Source organism: Phenylobacterium sp. (assembly GCF_019636135.1).
Classification (GTDB): domain Bacteria; phylum Pseudomonadota; class Alphaproteobacteria; order Caulobacterales; family Caulobacteraceae; genus Phenylobacterium.
The window spans coordinates 81087-101871 of sequence record NZ_JAHBYD010000015.1; the positions used below are offsets into that span (position 1 = coordinate 81087).

Below are 20785 nucleotides of genomic sequence, written 5' to 3' on the forward strand. Positions count from 1 at the left end.
CCGGAACGTGGGGAGGCGTCATGCGCAGGCTGATCATCGGGACCGCGGTCGCGGCGGCGCTGGCGGCGCAGGCCGGGGCGGCGCCCGACTTCAACGACCGGCAGGACTACGCCTTCGCCGAGCGCGGGTTCGTCGGCACGCGGGCGGACCCGAAGATCACGGCCGCCGACGGGCGGGTGGTCTGGGACCTGACGGCCTACGACTTCCTGAAAGGTCCGGCGCCGGCCGGCGTGAACCCGAGCCTGTGGCGCCAGTCCGGGCTGCTGGCGAAGCACGGCCTGTTCAAGGTGGCCGAGGGCGTGTGGCAGGTGCGCGGCTTCGACGCCGCCAACGCCACCTTCATCGCCGGCCGGACCGGCTGGATCGTCATCGACCCGCTGACCGCGACCGAGACCGCCAGGGCCGCCCTGGACCTCGCCAACGAGAAGCTGGGCGCGCGGCCCGTGGTGGCGCTGATCTACACCCACAGCCACGCCGACCACTTCGGCGGCGCGCGCGGCATGGTCGCCCAGGCCGACGTCGACGCCGGCAAGGTGCAGGTGATCGCGCCGGCCGGCTTCCTGGAGCACGCGGTCAGCGAGAACGTGATCGCCGGCCCCGCCATGGGCCGCCGCGCCAACTTCCAGTTCGGCATCACCCTGCCGAAGGGGCCGGACGGGCAGGTGAGCATCGGCATCGGCGCGGCGGTGGCGCCCGGGACCCAGAGCCTGGTCCCGCCGACGGTGGACATCGCCAGGAGCGGCCAGGCGCTCACGGTCGACGGCGTGAGGATCGAGTTCCAGTTGACGCCGGCCACCGAGGCGCCGGCCGAGATGAACCTCTACTTCCCGGACCTGAAGCTGCTGGACCTGGCCGAGAACGCCAACGCCACCCAGCACAACGTGCTGACGCCGCGCGGCGCGCTGGTGCGGGATGCGAAAGCCTGGGCCGACTACCTGTCGGAGTCGATCGCGCTCTACGCCGAGCGCACCGACACCCTGATGACCAGCCATGCCTGGCCGCGGTTCGGCCGCGCCGAGATCGGCGACTACCTGGAGAAGCACCGCGACGCCTACAAGTACCTGCACGACCAGTCGGTGCGGCTGATGAACGACGGCCTGCTGCCCGCCGAGATCGCCAACCGGCTCAAGCTGCCGCCGGCGCTGGACGACGAGTGGTACAACCGCGGCTACTACGGGACGCTCAGCTTCAATTCGCGGGCGGTCTATCAGCGCTACATGGGCTGGTACGACGCCAACCCCGTGCATCTGGCGCCGCTGGAGCCCGCGGACGAGTCGGCCCGCTACGTGGCGATGATGGGCGGGGCGGCCAGGGTGCTCGCCGCCGCGCAGGCGGCCTACGACAAGGGCGACGACCGCTGGGCCGGCGAGCTCCTGAACCGGATCGTGATGGCGGACGGTGCGAACACGGCGGCCCGCGAGTTGCTGGCGAAGGCCTACGAGCGGCAGGGGGCCGCCGCTGAGAGCGCGATCTGGCGCAACATGTACCTGACCGGCGCGTCGGAGCTTCGGAACGGCCCGCCGAAGGTCGCGGGCGGGGCCGGCGGCGGCGCGCTGGAGGTGGTGCGCAACACGCCGACGCCGATGCTGCTGGACCTCTTCTCGGTGCGCCTCGACCCGGCGAAGTCGAACGGCGCGGCGGTTTCAGTGGACCTCGTGTTCCCCGACCGCAAGGAGCGGTTCCGGATGGCGGTGAAGCACGACGTGCTGACCTACGAGGCCGATCCGAAGGGCGGCAAGGCGGATGCGACCTACGTCCTGCCGCGGCCGCAGTTCCTGACCGGCGCGCTGGCCGGCGCCGACCTCTCCGCGACGGCGACCGAGGGCGACAGTGCCGCGTTAGGCCGGCTCCTGGGCTGGCTCAGCCCGCCTCGCGCCGGCTTCCCCATCGTGACACGCTGAACGGGATGGACGGCGAGTACGACTACATCGTGGTGGGGGCCGGCTCGGCGGGCTGCGTCGTCGCCAACCGGCTGTCGGCGGACCCGGCCAACCGCGTGCTGCTGCTGGAGGCGGGCGGCAAGGACGACTGGATCTGGTTCCACATCCCCGTGGGCTACCTGTTCGCCATCGGCAACCCGCGCTCGGACTGGCTCTACGAGACCGAGCCCGAGCCGGGGCTGAACGGCCGGGCGCTGAAGTATCCGCGCGGCAAGGTGGTCGGCGGCTCGTCGGCCATCAACGCCATGATCTCGATGCGCGGGCAGGCGGCCGACTACGACCACTGGCGGCAACTGGGCCTGACCGGCTGGGGCTGGGACGACGTCAGGGCCGCGTTCCGGCGGCTCGACGACCACTTCCTGGGCGAGACCGAGCACCATGGCGCGGGCGGCGAGTGGCGGGTGGAGCGGCCCCGGGTGCGCTGGGCGGTGCTGGACGCCGTCGCCCGCGCCGCCGTCGAGATGGGCGTGCCGGCGAGCGCGGACTTCAACACCGGCGACAACGAGGGCGTCGGCCTCTTCCACGTGAACCAGCGCCGCGGCCTGCGCTGGTCGGCGGCGACGGGGTTCCTGAAGCCCGCGCTGTCGCGGCCGAACCTGCGCCTGGAGACCGGCGTCACGGTCGAGCGGGTGCTGTTCGAGGCGCGGCGCGCGACGGGCGTCGCGTTCCGGCGCGGCGGCCAGCGGGTGGAGGCGAAGGCGCGGGGCGAGGTGATCCTCTGCGCGGGCTCGATCGGCTCGACGCAGATCCTGCAGCTTTCGGGCGTGGGCCCGGGCGAATGGCTGGGCGAACTGGGCGTGCCGGTGGTGGCCGACCGGGCGGGCGTGGGGCGCAACCTGCAGGACCACCTGCAGCAGCGGGCGATCTACAGGGTCAGCGGCGTGCCGACCCTGAACGCGCGCTACCACAACCTCCTGACCCGCGGCCTGATGGGGCTGGAGTACGCGCTGCTGCGCACCGGGCCGCTGACCATGGCGCCGTCGCAGCTCGGCATCTTCACGCGCTCGTCGCCCGAGCATGAGCGGGCCAACATCCAGTTCCACGTGCAGCCGCTGTCGCTGGACCGCTTCGGCGAGCCGCTGCACCGCTTCCCGGCGGTGACGGTGGCGGCCTGCAACCTGCGCCCGACCTCGCGCGGGACCGTGCGCCTGCGCTCGGCCGACCCGGCCGACGCGCCGCGGATCGCGCCCAACTACCTCGCCACGCCCGAAGACCGCCGCGTGGCGGCCGACGCCATCCGGGTGACGCGCCGCCTGATGGCCCAGCCGGCCCTGGCGGCCTTCCGTCCCGACGAATACCTGCCCGGCCCCGCGGTCGGCGACGACGAGGCCTCGCTGGCGCAGGCGGCCGGCGACATCGGCACCACCATCTTCCACCCGGTCGGGACGGCGAAGATGGGCCTCGAGTCCGACCCTCAGGCGGTGGTGGACGCGCGCCTGCGGGTGATGGGCGTCGACGCCCTGCGCGTCATCGACGCCTCGGTGATGCCGACCATCACCTCCGGCAACACCAACACCCCCACCATCATGATCGCCGACCGCGGCGCCCGCTTCGCGCTGGAGGATCGGCAAGGCTAGGCGCGATCCTCCGCTCCCCCCTGAACGTCATGGCCGGCCTTGTGCCGGCTACCCATACACGCCGGCCTACGGAAACGATCCGCCGCGGCGCCGTCGCAAGCTTGTCCGAGCGCAGAGTTCATGGATGGCCGGCACAAGGCCGGCCATGACGTTCAGGGGGAGTCGCTCAGCCGCCCGCCAGCGCCTGCCGCACCAGGGGGAGCTGGTCGTTGCCGAAGTAGATGCGCGTCCCGTCCACGAACATGGTGGGCGAGCCGAAGCCGCCGCGGTCGATGACGGCCTGGGTGTTGTCGCGCAGGCGCTGCTTGACGTCGTCGTCGCCTGCGCGGGCGGCCAGCGCCGCGCCGTCGAGGCCGCAGGCGTCGGCGACGTCGACCAGGACGGCGGGGTCGTCGAGGTTCCGCTGCTCGGCGAAGTAGGCGTGGAAGGCGGCCTCGGCGAAGCGGGCGAGCGTGGCCTGGTCGTCCTCCAGCGCGCAGCAGACGCGCATGGCGTGGACCGAGCGGACGGGATGGTGGGCCGAGGGGAAGTTCATCGGCACGCCGGCCAGGCGCGCCCAGTCCCTGAGCCAGGTCCAGGTGTGGCGCATGCGCGGCGAGTCGGGGGTCTCGCGCCCGGCGTAGACGGCCGGGTTCACCGCGTTGAAGACGCCGCCCACCAGGAACGGCCTCCACCTCACCGTCGCGCCGGTCTCGGCCAGGATCGGCCGCACGTTGTGGAACGCCAGCCGCGTCCACGGCGACGAGAGGTCGAAGAAGAATTCAAGGTGCGCCATCCGGCCATCTTACCTCCCCCGCGCAGCGGCGGGAGGGGGACCGTTCGCCGAAGAGCGAATGGTGGAGGGGGCGAGCCTCAGGCGCGGCGGGCGGATGGCGGGTTTGGACTCAGGGGAGGCCGCTCGCCCCCTCCACCACCCGCTCTACGGCCTGCGGCCTCGGCGGGCGGTCCCCCTCCCGCCATCGCTGCCGCGACGGGGGAGGTGAAGCGCCGTCAGACCAGCGCGCCGTGGCAGTGCTTGAACTTCTTGCCCGAGCCGCAGGGGCAGGGCGAGTTGCGGCCCGTGTCTTCCCAGCCGTCGGGCAGGGCCGAGACGGGCAGCGCCTGGCGCTGTTCGGCCGAGACGCCGTCGGGCACGTAGCCGCGCTCGGCCTCGTTCTCGCCGGTCAGCGGGTCGAGATGCACCTCGAACGTCGGCTGCGCGCTCGGCGGGGGCGGCGGCTCCTCGAACTGGAACTCCACCGTCATCAGCCAGCGGGTCACGTTCTGGCGCAGGTCCACCAAGAGCTTCTCGAACAGCGAGAAGGCCTCGGTCTTGAACTCGTTCAGCGGGTCGCGCTGGCCGTAGCCGCGCAGGCCGATCACCGTGCGCAGGTGGTCGATGTGCATCAGGTGCTCGCGCCACTGCAGGTCGATGGTCTGCAGCAGGAAGCTCTTCTCGATGTTGCGCATGTGGTCGCCGACCATGGTGTTGCGCTCGGCGGCGCGGGCGTCGGCGGCCTTCTGGATACGGGCCTCGATCTCCTCGTTGGCGATGCCTTCCTCGGCGGCCCATTCGGTGATCGGGAGTTGCAGGCCCAGGAACGACTGCACATGGGCGTCGAGGCCTTCGACATCCCACTGCTCGGCATAGGCCTTGGGCGGCAGGTGGCGGGTGACGAGGTCGTTGATCGTGTCGGCCCGGAACTCGCCGATGATCTCCTGGAGGTCGGCGGCTTCCATGAACTCCTGGCGCTGCTCGAAGACGGCCTTGCGCTGGTCGTTGATGACGTCGTCGTACTTCAGCAGGTTCTTGCGGATCTCGTAGTTGCGCTGCTCGACGCGCTTCTGGGCGGTGGCGATGGCGCTGTTCAGCCACTTGTGGGTGATGGCCTCGCCTTCCTGCACGCCGAAGGTCCGCATGATGGTGTCGAGGCGCTCGCCGGCGAAGATGCGCAGCAGGTCGTCCTCGCACGACAGGAAGAACTTCGAGTGGCCCGGGTCGCCCTGGCGGCCCGTCCGGCCGCGGAGCTGGTTGTCGATCCGGCGGCTCTCGTGGCGCTCGGTGCCCAGGACGAAGAGGCCGCCGGCGTCGAGCGCCTGCTGCTTCAGGTCCTTGATGTCGGCCTCGATCTCGGCCTTGTGCGCCAGCGACTGCTCTGGCGTCACCTCCACGCCTGCGTCGCGCTGGTCCTCGCGCCACTTGGCGAGCCGCATATCGACGTTGCCGCCGAGCTGGATGTCGGTGCCGCGGCCGGCCATGTTGGTGGCGATGGTCACCGCGCCGGGGACGCCCGCGTCGGCCACGATGCCGGCTTCCTGCTCGTGGAAGCGGGCGTTCAGCACGTTGTGCGGGATGCCGCGGACGGTCTTGCCGTCCTTCTCGAAGCTGTGCGCCTTCAGGAGCTCGCTGAGCTGCTCGGACTTCTCGATGGTGACGGTGCCCACCAGGATCGGCTGGCCGCGGGTGTGGCACTCGACGATCTGCTGGATGATCGCCTGGTTCTTCTCGGCGGCGGTGCGGTAGACCTCGTCGTCGTCGTCGATCCGGGCCACGGGCCGGTTCGTCGGGATCTCGGCGACGTCCATCTTGTAGATGTCGATGAACTCCTGGGCCTCGGTGGCGGCCGTGCCGGTCATGCCCGAGAGCTTGGCGTAGAGGCGGAAGTAGTTCTGGATCGTCACCGAGGCCAGGGTCTGGTTCTCGGGCTGGACGACGGCGCCTTCCTTGGCCTCGATGGCCTGGTGCAGGCCTTCCGAGAGGCGGCGGCCGTGCATCATGCGGCCGGTGAACTCGTCGATCAGGATCACCTCGCCGGCGCGGACGATGTAGTCCTTGTCGCGCACGTAGATGACGTTGGCGCGCAGCGCCTGGTTGATGTGGTGGACGACCGAGATGTTCGCCGGGTCGTAGAGGCCGGCCGAATCCTCGGCCAGGTGGCCGGCCGCGGCCACCATCTCCTCGACCTTTTCCGAGCCGTGCTCGGTCAGCATCACCTGACGCTGCTTCTCGTCGTACTCGTAGGTCTCCTTGTCGACGATCAGGTCCTTCACCAGCAGGTCGATGGTCCGGTAGAATTCGGACTTGTCGTCGGTCGGGCCCGAGATGATCAGCGGCGTGCGCGCCTCGTCGATCAGGATCGAGTCCACTTCGTCGACGATCGCGAAGTTGTGGCCGCGCTGGACCATCTCGCCGGCGTCGTAGACCAGGTTGTCGCGCAGGTAGTCGAAGCCGAACTCGTTGTTCGTGCCGTAGGTGATGTCGCTGCGGTAGGCCTCCTGCCGCTGGCCCTGGCTGAGGCCGTGGACGATCACGCCGACGGTGAGCCCCAGGAAGCGGTAGACCTGCCCCATCCACTCCGAGTCGCGCTGGGCGAGGTAGTCGTTGACGGTGATGACGTGGACGCCCTTGCCGGCGAGCGCGTTCAGGTACACGGGGCCGGTGGCGACCAGGGTCTTGCCTTCGCCCGTCCGCATCTCGGCGATGCCGCCCTGGTGCAGGATCATGCCGCCCACGAGCTGGACGTCGTAGTGCCGCTGGCCCAGGACGCGCTTGGCGGCCTCGCGCACGACGGCGAAGGCCTCTTCCAGCAACTGGTCCAGGGTCTCGCCCTTGGCGAGGCGGTCGCGGAACTCGGCGGTCTTGGCGCGCAGTTGCTCGTCCGAGAGCGCCTGCATCTGCGGCTCGAGCGCGCCGATCTTCACCGCGCGCGCCTGGAAGTTCTTGACCTTGCGGTCGTTGGAGGAGCCGAAGAACCGTTGGAAGATGCTCAAAGGGAGTGTCCGTGAGGCGGCGATGGGCCCTTCGCCCGCCTTCAAAAAGTGCGCACTTTCGGGGCGTGGCTGACTTAAGGACTGCCCCTCGCCAAGTCAACGCAGCGCCCCTGCGGCGCGAGGTCCGGGCGGCTCAGGTCCGCGAGGGGCGAACCAGGACCTTGCCGCCGGTGCTCTTCCGGCTGAAGGCGCGGATGACGTCGGGGTCCAGCATCTCGCGCAGCGGGACCTCGGCGGCGTAGGCGCTCCTGAACGTGGTCGTCAGTTCGGCGGCGATGCGGTCGCGCAGCGCCTGCACGCGCTGCGGCCCGGCCTTGCCGATGAAGCCGGTGAGGATCCAGCCGCCGACGCCCCAGGCCATGCCGTAGCTGCGGGCGAGCGCCGTGGGGCCGGTGTCGAGGCCGCCGTAGATGTAGACCTGCTTGTGCGTCGAGGAGCCGTAGCGGCTGTAGGCGCCGCCCTTGGCGGCCTGGGCCTGCTCCATCGCCGAGAGGATCTGGCTGGTCAGCGGCCCGCCGCCCACGGCGTCGAAGGCGAGGGTGGCGTCGGTGGCGGCGACGGCGGCCACCAGGTCGGCCATGAACGCCGGGCCGCTGAAGTCGACCACGTGCTCGGCGCCGAGGTCGCGCAGCGTGCGGGCCTGCTGGGGGCTGCGGACGACGTTGACCAGGCCCACGCCGTCGTCGCGGCAGATCCGGACCAGCATCTGCCCCAGGTTGGAGGCGGCGGCGGTGTGGACCAGCGCGGTGTGGCCCTCCATCCGCAGGGTCTCGACCATGCCGAGCGCGGTCATCGGGTTCGCGAACGCCGCGGCGCCGTCGGCGGGGTCGGTCCCGTCCGGCAGCGGCAGGGCCATGGCGGCCGGCAGCGTGCGGTGCTGGACGTACATGCCGCCGCCGAACACCGAGACGGTGCGGCCGATCAGGGCCTGGGCCGCGGGGTCGGACCCGGCGGCCACGACGACGCCCGCGCCCTCCACGCCGGTCGGCATCGACTGGCCGACGCGGCCCCTCACGCCGGGCAGGAGCGCCGGCGGGATCGCGGCGGTGGTGACGCCGTCCTTGGCGCTGAGCGTCGAGAGGTCGGCGGGGCCCAGCAGGACGCCGAGGTCGCCGGGGTTCACCGGCGCGGCCTCCATCCGGACCACGACCTCGCCGTCGCCGGGCGCCCGGACGGGGGCCTCGATCAGGGATAGCTCCAGCACGCCGTCGGCGCGGACCAGCGAGCGCAGCTCGAGGCCGGTGGCGGGGACGGGCGCGCTCACGGGTCGGTCGGGTGCGGCGCGCGGGTGTAGGGGTCGTTCGGGCCGCCGATCCGCTCCAGGATCAGGTGGCCGTAGTCGGGCCGGGTCCAGTGCATATGGCCCTTGTCGTCCAGCCAGCGGCGGACCTCGCGGTCGGTCCCCTTGGGCCGCAGGAAGAAGACCTGGTTCTCGTAGGACGCGACCGCGAAGATCGGGCTTTTGAAGTCGCGGACCGAGACGTCGTGGACGGCGTTCTCGTCGGAGCCGTCGGCGCGGGCGTCCGCGACCGTGCCGCCGCCCATGTCGACGATGCGGTCGCCGCACTGTTCGATGCGCTCGGCGTAGGTGGAGAAGCGCGACGAGGCGTCGGGCTTCGCGCCGTTGTGCTCCAGCACCTTCCAGATGCCGCGCAGATCGGGGGCGCCGGGCGCCAGGGGCTCGGTGCAGTCCTTGAGCACCGGCGGCGGGAAGGTGCGGCCGTAGCCGCGCGGGCCGGGCGGCGTGTGCGACACCGGGATGTCGGACGCCATGACCGCCTTCTTCGCCTGGGCGGCCGCCGGCTGGGCCGCCGCCAGCGCCAGGAGGCTCGTCGCAAGGACCCACCCCGACCGCATTCGAGCCTCCCGAAGCTTTTCAGAACGGAAGCATAATTCCGGTTCCTGTACAACGGCGTTTCGGCGGCTTGACGGAAGGACCCGGCCTACCGGGCGCTCGCGGACGCGTCCGTTACCTCCCCCGCGTAGCGGCGGGAGGGGGACCGCGCGCCGAGCGTAGCGAAGAGCGCGTGGTGGAGGGGGCGAGCCGCGCGCACAAAGCAAAAAGGGGCGTCCGCAGGCTCGGCGCCTGTGGCTCGCCCCCTCCACCATCGGCTCTTCGGCCGATGGTCCCCCTCCCGCCGTCGCTGCCGCGACGGGGGAGGTAAGGACACTCGGCTCAGAACACCTCGAACAGGCCCGCGCCGCCCATGCCGCCGCCGATGCACATGGAGACGACGACGTTCTTGGCGCCGCGGCGCTTGCCTTCCTGCAGCACGTGGCCCGCGAGGCGCGCGCCGGTCATGCCGAAGGGGTGGCCGATGGCGATGGAGCCGCCGTTGACGTTGTACTTCTCGGGGTCGATGCCGAGCTTGTCGCGGCTGTAGAGGCACTGGCTGGCGAAGGCCTCGTTCAGCTCCCACAGGTCGATGTCGTCGACCTTCAGGCCGTGGCGCTCCAGCAGGCGCGGGATCGCGAAGACCGGGCCGATGCCCATCTCGTCGGGCTCGCAGCCGGCGACGGCCCAGCCCTTGAAGACGCCCAGCGGGGTCAGGCCGCGGCGCTCGGCCTCCTTGGCTTCCATGATCACCACGGCGGCGGCGCCGTCGCTGAGCTGCGACGCGTTACCGGCGGTGATGAAGTTGCCCGGGCCCTTCACCGGCTCCAGCTTGGCGAGGCCCTCGGCCGAGGTGTCGGGGCGGTTGCACTCGTCGCGGTCGACCACGTAGTCGACGATCGATTCCGCCTTGGTGGCCTTGTCGATGACCTTCATCTTCGTCTTCATCGGGACGATCTCGTCGGCGAACTTGTTCGCCTGCTGGGCGGCGGCCATGCGGCGCTGGCTCTCCAGCGAGTAGGCGTCCTGATATTCGCGGCTCAGGTTGTAGCGCTTGGCCACGATGTCGGCCGTGTCGATCATCGCCATGAAGATGTCGGGCGCGACCTTCAGCAACTCGGGGTCCATGTTGTCCTTGCCGACGCCCATGTTCGGCATCGAGATCGACTCGACGCCGCCGGCGACCACGGCGTTGGCGCCGTCGTTGCGGACGTAGTTCGCCGCGATGGCGATGGTCTGCAGGCCCGACGAGCAGAAGCGGTTCACGGTCACGCCCGAGGTGGTGATCGGCAGGCCGCCGAGCAGGCCCGCCTGGCGGGCGACGTTGCCGCCGCCGTGGGCGACGTTGCCCATGACCACGTCCTCGATGGCGGCCGGGTCGATCCCCGACTTCGCCACCGCGTGCTTCACGGCGTGGGCGGCCATGGAGACGGTGGGGGTCATGTTGAACCCGCCCCGGCCGGATTTGGCCAGGCCTGTGCGGGCATAGGAAACGACGACAGCTTCACGCATGGATTTGGGTCCTCCCAACGATCGGATTTTTGAGACCCCGGTCGGCCCTCCGGAGCGGTCGGGCGCAACCTTTGCATCCTCGGCGGGAAATGGCTAGGGAGCGGCGGCCGCACGTGGGTTTTCCACAGGCATGGACCGGAGGCCGGATGGCGCGTGCAAGGGCTTGTCGCAGCATCGGTATCGCCGTGGCGCTGGCCCTGGCGACGGCGGCGTGCAGCCGAGACGGCGGCGACAGCGCCCCGCCCGAGCGCGGCGACCGCGCGGTGGCCAAGGTCGACGGCCGGACCATCTGGACCTCGGACGTGAAGCGCGAGGCGGTCGCGCAGGGGCTGATCGGCGAGGGTGAGCCGCTGGACCCCTCGTCGGACCTGTTCCGCCAGATGATGGACGAGGTGGTCGACCAGAAGCTGCTGGCCGCCGAGGCGACCCGGCGCAAGCTGGACAAGGACCCGCTGGCCCAGCGCCGGCTCGACGCGGCCCGCGACCGCGTGCTGGGCGACATGCTGGTGGAGCGGACGGTGTCGGACGCCGTCACCGAATCGAACATCCGCGGGCTCTATGAGGAGCAGCAGAAGCTCGCGCGCCGCTCGGAGGAGATCCGGGCGCGGCAGATCGTGGTGGCGACGGTGGCCGACGCCGAACAGGTCCGGAAGCTGCTCGGGACGGGCGCCTCGTTCGAGGCGCTGGCGATGGAGCGCTCGCGCGACGCGGCCACCCGCTTCAACGGCGGCGACCTCGGCTACTTCACCACCGACATCATGCCCGAGGCCTACGAGGCGGCGCTGAAGGGCGCGAAGAAGGGCCAGCTCGTGGGGCCGATCCCGGTCGAGGCCGGCTTCGCCCTGGTGCGGATCGAGGACGTGCGCGAGGAGCAGCCGATCCCGCTGGAGGCGGCGCGGCCGCAGATCGTGCGCTTCCTCACCTACGACCGGATCCGCGACCTGCTGGAGAAGCTGCGCGCCAAGGCCAAGGTCGAGGCCTTGATCAAGCCCGAAGCCGGGGCCAAGAAGCCGGTCCCGCCCGCCGACGCCCCGAAGGCGCCGCCCGCCGCACAACCCCAGACGCCCGACGCCAAGGGAGCCCGCTCATGAGCCGTAAGCCCAAGCCCGCGGCGGCCCCCAGGCGCGCCGCCAAGGCCGCCCCCAAGCCCGTGGAAGTGGTGGGCCAGACGCTGGAGCGCGCCTTCGACCCGCTGGCGAGCGCGATCAAGCGCGCGGCGCTGCGCCGGGCCGACAAGCTGGCCCACGCGTTCGACACGCCGAAGGCCGCCGACGCGCCGAAGGCCGCCAAGGCCGCCATGCCGGTCTCGCCGCTGGCCGTGCCGTTCCCGAAGGTGAAGCCGATCCGCGGCGTGGTCATGGCGACCGGCCGGGCCGGCTTCTACAAGCACGAGCGCGAGGACCTGCTGGTGATGAGCTTCCCCGAAGGGGCGAGCTGCGCCGGGGTGTTCACGCGCCACGGCGTGGGCTCGGCGCCGGTCGACTGGTGCAAGCGCCACCTGGAGGCGACGAAGGGCGAGGGCGTGAAGGCGCTGGTGGTCAACGCCGGCTGCGCCAACTCCTTCACCGGCCGCCCCGGCGCGGACGCGGTCCGCCGCGTCGCCGCGGGCGTGGCCAAGCGCTTCGACTGCCGCCAGCGCGACGTGATGGCCGCCTCGACGGGCGTGATCGGCGTGCTGCTGGATGACGCCAGGATCGTGGCCCGCCTGCCCGACCTGGAAGGCCGGCTCGCCGACGACGGCTGGGGCGGCGCGGCGCGCGCCATCATGACCACCGACACCTTCCCGAAGGGCGCCTACGCCGAGGCGAAGATCGACGGCGTCACGGTCCGCATCGCCGGCATCTGCAAGGGCTCGGGCATGATCGCGCCCGACATGGCGACCATGCTGGCCTTCGTGGTCACCGACGCGGCGATCTCGCCGCGGGCGCTGCAGGCGCTGGTCAGCCTCTATACGCGCAACACCTTCAACGCGGTCACGGTGGACGGCGACCGCTCGACCAACGACACGCTGCTGCTGTTCGCCACCGGGGCCTCGGGCGCGCCGAAGATCGGCCGCGCCGGCGAGCATCGCCTGGCCGACTTCCGCGACAAGCTGGAGGCCGTGCTGCTGGACCTGGCGCACCAGCTCGTCCGCGACGGCGAGGGCGCCACCAAGTTCATCAAGATCACCGTGACCGGCGCGCAGAGCGCGGCCTCGGCCCGCAGGATCGCCCGCTCGGTCGCCGACAGCCCGCTGGTGAAGACCGCCTTCGCCGGCGAGGACGCCAACTGGGGCCGCATCGTCATGGCGGTGGGCAAGGCCGACGAGCCGGTCGACCGCGACAGGATGAGCGTGAGGTTCGGCCCGCACTGGGCGGCCCAGGACGGCCTCATCGCCAAGAGCTACGACGAGGCGAAGATGAGCGCCTACATGAAGAACCAGGAGCTCGAGGTGTCGGTCGACGTCGGCGTCGGCCGCGCCAGCTCCACCGTCTGGACCTGCGATCTCACCAAGCGGTACGTCGAGATCAACGGCGACTACCGGAGCTGAAGCGCCGCCCCGCGAAGCGTCCTGACGTATCCCATCCGGGAGGTGACGGCGGGCCCGGCCGGGGGCTTCCCTGGGGGCGAAATCGGTCACTGGGGTTCAGGGGGTTCATATGTCGAAAGTTGCATCGGCCGCCGGGGCGCCGCCCCGGCGAACGGCCTTCGTGCGCGCGCTGGCGTCCGCGGCCTGCGCCGCCGCGGCGCTCGCCGCCTCCCCGGCGCTGGCGGCGCAATACATCCTCACCGACCTCGGCGACCTGCCGGGCGGCAGCGACTACAGCCTCGCCACCGGGATCAACGCCGCCGGCCAGGTGGTGGGCACCAGCGTCGCCGCCACGGGCAACCGCGCCTTCCTGTGGTCCGAGGGCGTGATGACCGACCTGGGCGACCTGCCGGGCGGGAGCGACCTCAGCTATGCCTACGGGATCAACAACGCCGGCCAGGTGGTGGGCCAGAGCGGCGCCGCCACGGGATACCGCGCCTTTCTGTGGTCCGGTGGCGCGATGACCGATCTCGGCGACCTGCCGGGCGGGGGCGACTACAGCATCGCCAACGGGATCAACAATGCCGGCCAGGTGGTGGGCTACAGTGAGGCCGCCACGGGTACGCGCGCCTTTCTGTGGTCCGGCGGCGTGATGACCGACCTCGGCGACCTGCCGGGCGGGAGCGACTTCAGCTATGCCTACGGGATCAACGACGCTGGCCAGGTGGTGGGCTACAGCGCGGCCGCCACGGGCCTCCACGCCTTTCTGTGGTCCGGTGGCGCGATGACCGATCTCGGCGACCTGCCGGGCGGGAACGACGTCAGCTTCGCCTACGGGATCAACGAGGCCGGCCAGGTGGTGGGCGGCAGCGGCGCCGCCACGGGATACCGCGCCGTCCTGTGGTCCGGAGGCGTGATGACCGACCTCGGCGACCTGCCGGGCGGGAGCAACTTCAGCTACGCCTACGGGATCAACAACGCCGGCCAGGTGGTGGGCCAGAGCGGCGCCGCCACGGGCAACAGCGCCTTCCTGTGGACGGCGGATGGTGGGATGCAGGACCTGAACGACCTGATCGACCCCCTCGTCGGCTGGGTCCTCCGGGAGGCGCGCGCCATCAACGCCTCGGGCCAGATCGTCGGCTACGGCGTCAATGCCGCCGGCGCGACGCACGCCTTCCTGCTGACGCGGTTCACCGACAGCGCTACCGTCCCCGAACCCGCTACATGGGCCATGCTGATCGCGGGCTTCGGCGCCGTGGGGACGGCCCTGCGCCGCCGCCGAAGGGCGCCCGCCGCCTGAGGCCGTCCTTCACCGCGCCAGTTGCTGCATACGACGGAGAGGCGGCGGACCTGCGATCCTCTCCACGTATCTCCGCGATTCCATAGGACGCCCGCGGCGCGCAAGGCGCATGCGGAGACACAAGGCTCAGGTCCTGCCCCTAATCCTGCCAGCGGCTGCCGAGCGTGCGCAGGATATGGATCGCGAGCTGGGCCTGGGAGGCGACGGCGCACTTGGCGAAGATGGACTTGAGCTGGCCGCGCAGCGTGCCGACGCTCACGTCCCGGAGGTCGGCCAGGTCGCGGACGGCCATGCCCGAGGCGATGTGGAGGGCGATCTCGGCTTCGGCCTGGGAGAGGCCGTGCAGGCGTTGCAGCAGGAGGCCCGCCGTGCGGCGGCTGCCGACCCGGGGCTTCAGCGCCATCAGGGCCACGGCCGTGCGGTGCGTCGGGCGGCGGCGATGGGGCAGCGGCGTCACCTCGGCGAGGAGGGCGCCCTCCGCCGCTTCGAGGACGACGGTCTCTCCGGCGCTGCGGGGCGGATCGGCGAGCACGGCCTCCAGCGCCGTACGCAGGCCGGCCTCGCTGCGCGGGTCGGCGGCGGCCAGGACGCCGTGGCGCAGGCACAGGTGACGGCCCGAGGACAGGGCGCGATGCGCCTGGGCCGAGACCGCGACGGGCCGGCCCGAGCGATCGATGAGGAGGGCGGGGAAGTCGGCGACGTCGAGGGCGCCCACGGCCAGGGCCGCGCCATGGTCCTCGAGGCGGAACCGGGTCCGGAGCGCCGACGACCAGCCCCTTGCAAGTCTCCCCAGGGCCGCGACGTCGTCGTCCGAAAGGCGTCCGGCGCGCCGGTCGTGTAGCACGGCCAGGAGAAACCGCGCCTCGTCGGGCACGGGCGCGAAATTCACGAGCCCCGCATGAGAAGCCTCCACGCGATCGAGGAACTCCAGGCAATCCGCGTAGCGGCGGCGTCCCTCGTCGCTGATGATATCCTCGTCCTGGGTGATGGCCATCGACGGCCGGAGCAGGGCTCGAGCCCTGGGATTCCAATCGGGCGCCCCGGTCATCCGGGCCTCGAACTCGGCGATCACGTCGGGGGAGATGTTGTGCCACCACTCCCACAGGATCTCGGTCCTGGGCGAGAAGGCGATGAGCTGCGCCCCCCAGGCCCCGGTCGCCTCCGCCGTCAGGCCGAGGGCGTCGCTCCAGCCCTCGGGCTCGGCGAAGGGGGCGTCGAGCAGCGACCTCGTCGCGCGTTCGAGCAAGCTGGTCATGTGAGGCGACCGTTCCTCCCGGCCCCGGTCCCGCCGGCCCGGAACCTCACCGCACTCCATATGGAAGATGCGCGTTTCGGCGCGTCGAGCAACCGTATTCGCCCGGTACCTGAACCTGGGGGTCCATGTTCATGCGCAGGTTGACGATTCGCGCGGCGACCGTCTCCGTGGTAGCGCTGGGGCAGCGGCGTTCTGGAGCAGCGCCGCCCTGCGCCGGCGGCCGGCGATCGCCTGAGCGCCCGGAGCCGGAGGGACCGCCGGGCTTGAGGGGGCGGCGGGTAGCGACTAAATTCGTTCCCTGGCAGGAACGAATTTCATGCGAACCCAGTTCACCCCCCGCGAGATCGCCGAGCTCTCCGGCGCGCCGAAGAGCGCGGTGGAGAAGGCCATCGAGGAGAAGGTCTTCACGGCCAAGCGGGTCCGGCGGGGACGCCGCGAGCGCCGCGTGCTGCCCGCGCATGCGGTGGCCTACGTGCGGATCGTGCGGAGCGTGAAGTACCGCATGGACCCGGCGATGAAGCGCCGGCTGGCGGCGGCGCTGTCGCGCCTGGGCCGCCACGAGCTCAGGACGTGGCGCTTCGAGCTGGAGCCGGCGGTCGAGATGGACGTGGGTCGGCTGGTCGGCGACGCCATGGACCGGGCCGCCGCCTACGGTGCGGCGCGCGAGCGGCTGATCGTCGAGGACGAGGACGTCCTCGGCGGCACGCCCGTGATCCGGGGCACGCGGATCAGCGTGTATTCGATCCTGGGCCGGATCGCGGACGGCGACACGGTGGCCGACATACTGTCCGACTATCCGGAACTGACCGCCGAGGCCGTGGAGGCCGCGGCGATCTTCGCGCGCAGCCATCCTCTGGTCGGACGGCCCGCCGGGCGGCCCTGGTCGACGGCGGCGTGAGGCTGTTCATCGACGAATGCCTGTCGCCCGTCCTGGCGAAGCGCCTGAACGACTCCGGCCGCCACGACGCGCTGCATCCCCGCGACTATGGGCGTTTGGGAGAGCCGGACCACGTGGTGCTGCAACGCTGCCTGGATGAAAGCCGCACGATCGTCACCCAGAACGCCCGCGACTTCCGCAGGCTGGTCGGCGCGACGGACCTCCATCCGGGCCTCGTCATCCTGCCCGCGGTCGGGCGGGAAGCGTCGTGGGGCCTCCTGTGCAAGGCGATCGCCGCCGTCGAGGTCGAAGGGACTGCGGATCAGGTGATGATCAATCGCGTGGTGGAGGTGACCGTCGCGGGCGAGGTCGGCTTCCATGACCTCCCGAATGTGTAGGGACACACACTCTTTTCCCGGCCGCGCCGTGCTCTGGATGGCTCCGGGACGGGAAAGGGTGTGTGTCCCTACTTCAGCCACGGCGCCGCGCGGTCGGGCGGGGCGCCGAGGCGGTGGTTGGTGAAGCGCCTGTCGAAGACGGGGCCGTAGAAGGGGTCGGCGTCGAGGACGGGGCCCCAGCGGTCGCGCATCACGGCCACCTCGCGGGCGAAGCGGGCGGCGGCCTCGGGGGCGAGGTCGGAGCCGCGGCTGGCGCTCTCGTGGTGGTCGAGCGCGGCGTAGGGCGTCCAGACGATGTCGTAGCCCTTTGCGCGGACCTTGAGGCAGAGGTCGACGTCGTTGAAGGCGACGGCCAGGCCGGCCTCGTCCATGCCGCCGACCTCGTCCCACACGGCCTTGCGGATCATGAGGCACGCGGCGGTGACGGCCGAGACGTTGCGCGGCAGCACGAGATGGCCCTGGGCGCCCAGGTGGTCGCCCGCGGCCCCGGCGTAGAGGTGGCCCGCGACGCGGTCAGGCCCGCCGCCCGTGCCGAGCACCACGCCCGCGTGCTGCAGCGCGCCGTCCGGATAGTAGAGCTTGGCGCCCACAGCGCCGACGTTCGGCCGGACGGCCTGGGCGACCAGTTCGCCCAGCCAGCCGGGCTCGCGGACGCCGATGTCGTTGTTGAGCAGCAGCAGCACCTCGCCCTTCGCCTCGCGGGCGGCGAGGTTGTTGAGCGCCGCGAAGTTGAAGGGGCCCGGCGCGGCCAGGATGCGGACGCGCGGGTCGGCCGCCACGCGCTCGAAGAGGGCGAGCGTCGCCGGCTCTTCGCTGCCGTTGTCGACGATCAGGAGTTCGAGCGGCGCGTAGTCCGTCGCGGCCAGCACGCCGTCGGCGCAGCGGGTGAGGAGTTCGGCGCGGTCGCGGGTGGGGACGATGACGCTGACCAGGGGGCGCGGCTCGGGCAGGGCGCGGCGGACGCGCAGCCACCCTTGCCGGCCGGGGACGCGCGCGACGGTCGCCGCCTGGGCGGTGCGGTCGAGGTGCTCCTGCACCGCGCGGCGGGAGGCCTCGGCGCACTGGTCGGCGCGGGCGCGGGAGTACGAGCCCTGCCGGCCCTGCCAGCGCCAGTGGTAGAGCACCCAGGGGATGTGGCGGATGCGGCCGGTGCGCTCGGATGCGCGCAGCAGCAGGTCGTGGTCCTGGGCGCCGTCGAAGGCCTCGCGCACGCCGCCGAGGGCCTCGACCAGCGACCGGCGCATGACGGTCAGGTGGTTCACGGCGTTGACGCTCAGCATCAGCTCGCCGTTCCAGTCGGTCTTGTGGGCGGGTTGCGAGCGGACGCCGCGCGCGTCGATCTTGTCCTCGTCGGAGAAGACGATGTCGGCGTCGGGATGAGCGTCGAGTTCGGCCGCGACCTCGTAGAGCGCGCGTTCGCTGAGCAGGTCGTCGTGGTCGAGGAAGGCCACGAACGCGCCGGTGGCCAGCGCCAGGGCGGAGTTGGTCGCCGCCGCGATGCCGCCGTTGGCCTCGCGGCGCACGATCCTGATGCGCGGCTCGGCGGCGGCGTGGGCCTGCAGCGCGGCCCAGACGGCTTCGCCGGGCGTGCCGTCGTCGGCGATGCAGAGCTCCCAGTAGGGGTAGAGCTGGGCGCGGACCGAGGCGATGGCCTCGTCCAGGAGCCGCAGGTCCGAGCGCCAGCACGTCATCACGACGGAGATCAGCGGTCGCTGCGCCAGCCGGTCGATGTGCGCGCGGATCGCGGCGCGGTCGTCATCGGTGAGCGTGTCGTACCTGTCGATCCAGGCGCGGTACTGGGCGTCCGTCTGCGCCTCGGGGCCGACGACGCTGCGCACGAAGCGCTCGCCCCAGCGCGTCCTGGTCATCGCGACCGCGAGCGCATGCACCGCCGCGTGGACCGGCGGCCAGCGGCGGACGACGCGGAGCGCGGCGGCGGTCGTGCTGCGGAGGCTGGGCATCGTCTCGCGAGTTACCGGCCTTCGCGCTCATCCGCCAGATGCATGAACTCGCGGCCCTCTCTCCTTGCGGGAGAAGAGCCTGCCCCGGACCTGATCCGGGGCATCAGCCGCAGGCTGACGGACAAGGGGTCGCGCCGGGCGGGCGAGCACCCTGCGCGCCGAAGGCGCCTTCATTTGGAACCACGGACCACACGAACCACACGGACGGATTCCGGGGCGCAGCAGCCGCGTCGGTGTGGTCCGTGTGGTCCGTGGTTGAATCCAAGCGGCGCTGACGCGCCAACGCGGCTGGAAGGGGACTAGCGGTTCGACCAGACGCCGGTCGAGCCGCCGGAGGAGCGGCCGCCGCCGCCGTGGCCGCCGCTGCGGCCTGCGCCGCCGCCCCGGCCGCGGTTGCCGCCGCGGTTCGGGCCCTTGAAGGCGGGCTTGTCGCCAGCCGCGCGGACCGGCGCGCCTTCATGACGGTGGCCGCCGCCGCCGCCGTTCCCGTGGTTGCGGTTGCGCTTCGGCTTCCCGCCGCGGTTCGCGTTGGCGCTGCGGGTGTCGGCGCGTTCCGGCCGGCCGCCCGGATCGGGCATGGCCGCGGTGGCGGCGCCCAGGTGGCGGTCGTTGCGGCGGTCGAAGCTGGGGATGCGCTGGCGGGTCACCTTCTCGATGTCCTTCAGCAGGCTCCGCTCGTCGTCGGCGCAGAAGGCCACGGCCGAGCCGTCGGCGCCGGCGCGGGCCGTGCGGCCGATCCGGTGGACGTAGGCTTCCGGCACGTTCGGCAGCTCGAACTGCACGACGTGGCTGACCGCGTCGATGTCGATGCCGCGCGCCGCGATGTCGGTGGCGACCAGGGCGCGGACCTCGCCGGCCTTGAACGCCGCCAGCGCCCGCTCGCGCTGGCCCTGGCTCTTGTCGCCGTGGATCGAGACGGCTTCCACGCCGGCCTGCTCCAGCCCGCGCGCCACGCGGTCGGCGCCGCGCTTGGTGCGGGTGAAGACGATCACGCGCTTGAAGCCGCCGTCGTCGAACAGTTCGGCCAGCAGGGCGCGCTTGCGCTGCTGCTCGACGAAGAGGACGCGCTGGTTGATCCGCTCGACGGTGGTGGCCTGCGGGGTCACCGCGACCTTCACCGGGTTCGGGTTCAGGATCTCGCCCGAGAGCTTCTCGATCTCGCCGGGCATGGTGGCCGAGAAGAACAGGTTCTGACGCTGGCGCGGCAGGAACTTCACGATCTTCCGGATCGGCACGATGAAGCCCATGTCGAGCATCTGGTCGGCCTCGTCCAGCACGAAGGTCTCGACGCCCTCCAGCGTCATGGTCTTCTCGCCGAGATGGTCGAGCAGGCGGCCGGGGGTGGCCACCAGCACGTCGACGCCGCCGGCCAGCGCGCGCATCTGGCCGCCGTACTTCACGCCGCCGAAGACGACGGCGACGGTGACGCCCATGTGCTTGCCGTAGGCCTTGAAGCTCTCGCCGATCTGGGTGGCGAGCTCGCGGGTCGGGGCCAGCACCAGGACGCGGGCGCTGCGGCGCGGGGCCGGCTTCCGGTTTTCGGCGAGGCGGTGGAGGATCGGCAGGGCGAAGGCCGCGGTCTTGCCGGTGCCGGTCTGGGCGATGCCCAGGATGTCCTTGCCCGCCAGCACGCCCGGGATCGCCTGGGCCTGGATCGGGGTCGGGTTGACGTAGCCTTCGTCGGCCAGCGCCTTGAGCAGCGGCTTGGCCAGGCCAAGGTCGGTGAATTGAGTCAAAGTCGTTCTTTCGCGTAGGCGGAAACGCGGCCGCCGGGTCCTTCCCGGGGTCGCGTCAGCGCCGGTCTTTGGGGAAGCGCCCCGCGTGATGGGCGCGTCGGGTGAGAAAGCCTCACGGCGCTCGACAGGCTGAGCC

The 20785-nt window shown here is 71.7% G+C and carries 15 protein-coding genes; 7 read left to right on the plus strand and 8 right to left on the minus strand.

The annotated features are described in order from the left end of the window. Nucleotides 1-20: 20 nt before the first annotated feature. Nucleotides 21-1901, plus strand: a complete 1881-nt coding sequence (locus KF737_RS12150) for an alkyl sulfatase dimerization domain-containing protein (protein ID WP_296454803.1) — start codon at nt 21-23, stop codon at nt 1899-1901. Nucleotides 1902-1906: 5 nt separating this feature from the next. Continuing rightward, entirely contained in the window at nt 1907-3517 is a 1611-nt protein-coding gene (locus KF737_RS12155) for a GMC family oxidoreductase (protein WP_296454805.1), read from the plus strand. A 166-nt stretch (nt 3518-3683) separates the two neighbouring features. Here KF737_RS12155 and KF737_RS12160 read toward each other — a convergent pair whose 3' ends face one another. The 5 genes from KF737_RS12160 to KF737_RS12180 all read right to left on the minus strand — a co-directional run bounded on the left by KF737_RS12160 (nt 3684) and on the right by KF737_RS12180 (nt 10613). Beyond that, nucleotides 3684-4292, minus strand: coding sequence for a 2-hydroxychromene-2-carboxylate isomerase (locus KF737_RS12160; RefSeq protein ID WP_296454807.1), 609 nt, complete (start codon nt 4290-4292; stop codon nt 3684-3686). Nucleotides 4293-4507: 215 nt separating this feature from the next. Then, nucleotides 4508-7267: a preprotein translocase subunit SecA gene (gene secA, locus KF737_RS12165; protein WP_296454808.1), complete on the minus strand. Its 2760-nt coding sequence runs from the start codon at nt 7265-7267 to the stop codon at nt 4508-4510. A gap of 133 nt (nt 7268-7400) precedes the next feature. Beyond that, the gene (locus tag KF737_RS12170) at nt 7401-8531 is read right to left on the minus strand and encodes an NADH oxidase (protein ID WP_296454810.1); all 1131 of its coding nucleotides are present in this window, start codon (nt 8529-8531) and stop codon (nt 7401-7403) included. Further along, the gene (locus KF737_RS12175; RefSeq protein ID WP_296454812.1) at nt 8528-9124 is read right to left on the minus strand and encodes a hypothetical protein; all 597 of its coding nucleotides are present in this window, start codon (nt 9122-9124) and stop codon (nt 8528-8530) included. Before KF737_RS12175 ends, KF737_RS12170 begins: the two co-directional genes overlap by 4 nt. A gap of 319 nt (nt 9125-9443) precedes the next feature. Next, complete coding sequence (locus KF737_RS12180) at nt 9444-10613, minus strand: acetyl-CoA C-acyltransferase (RefSeq protein WP_296454814.1); 1170 nt, start codon at nt 10611-10613, stop codon at nt 9444-9446. 146 nt (nt 10614-10759) lie between these two features. Between KF737_RS12180 and KF737_RS12185 the strand changes: the two genes are divergently transcribed. The 3 genes from KF737_RS12185 (at nt 10760) to KF737_RS12195 (ending at nt 14422) form a co-directional block, all read left to right on the plus strand. Further along, nucleotides 10760-11704: a peptidyl-prolyl cis-trans isomerase gene (locus tag KF737_RS12185; RefSeq protein ID WP_296454816.1), complete on the plus strand. Its 945-nt coding sequence runs from the start codon at nt 10760-10762 to the stop codon at nt 11702-11704. Continuing rightward, nucleotides 11701-13143: a bifunctional glutamate N-acetyltransferase/amino-acid acetyltransferase ArgJ gene (gene argJ, locus KF737_RS12190; protein ID WP_296454818.1), complete on the plus strand. Its 1443-nt coding sequence runs from the start codon at nt 11701-11703 to the stop codon at nt 13141-13143. The genes KF737_RS12185 and argJ overlap by 4 nt, the downstream gene beginning before the upstream one ends. A gap of 109 nt (nt 13144-13252) precedes the next feature. After that, on the plus strand, nt 13253-14422 hold the full coding sequence (locus KF737_RS12195; RefSeq protein ID WP_296454819.1) for a PEPxxWA-CTERM sorting domain-containing protein: 1170 nt from the start codon (nt 13253-13255) through the stop codon (nt 14420-14422). A gap of 139 nt (nt 14423-14561) precedes the next feature. Here KF737_RS12195 and KF737_RS12200 read toward each other — a convergent pair whose 3' ends face one another. Then, complete coding sequence (locus KF737_RS12200; RefSeq protein ID WP_296454821.1) at nt 14562-15677, minus strand: hypothetical protein; 1116 nt, start codon at nt 15675-15677, stop codon at nt 14562-14564. Nucleotides 15678-15993: 316 nt separating this feature from the next. On the opposite strand from KF737_RS12200, the gene KF737_RS12205 reads away from it, so the two are divergent. Then, entirely contained in the window at nt 15994-16575 is a 582-nt protein-coding gene (locus KF737_RS12205) for a DUF433 domain-containing protein (protein WP_296454822.1), read from the plus strand. Beyond that, on the plus strand, nt 16572-16952 hold the full coding sequence (locus KF737_RS12210; RefSeq protein WP_296454824.1) for a DUF5615 family PIN-like protein: 381 nt from the start codon (nt 16572-16574) through the stop codon (nt 16950-16952). Before KF737_RS12205 ends, KF737_RS12210 begins: the two co-directional genes overlap by 4 nt. A gap of 68 nt (nt 16953-17020) precedes the next feature. Here the strand turns inward: KF737_RS12210 and KF737_RS12215 are convergent, their stop codons facing one another. Continuing rightward, the gene (locus tag KF737_RS12215) at nt 17021-18913 is read right to left on the minus strand and encodes a glycosyltransferase family 2 protein (protein WP_296454825.1); all 1893 of its coding nucleotides are present in this window, start codon (nt 18911-18913) and stop codon (nt 17021-17023) included. 299 nt (nt 18914-19212) lie between these two features. Further along, entirely contained in the window at nt 19213-20649 is a 1437-nt protein-coding gene (locus KF737_RS12220; RefSeq protein ID WP_296454827.1) for a DEAD/DEAH box helicase, read from the minus strand. Nucleotides 20650-20785: the final 136 nt, after the last annotated feature.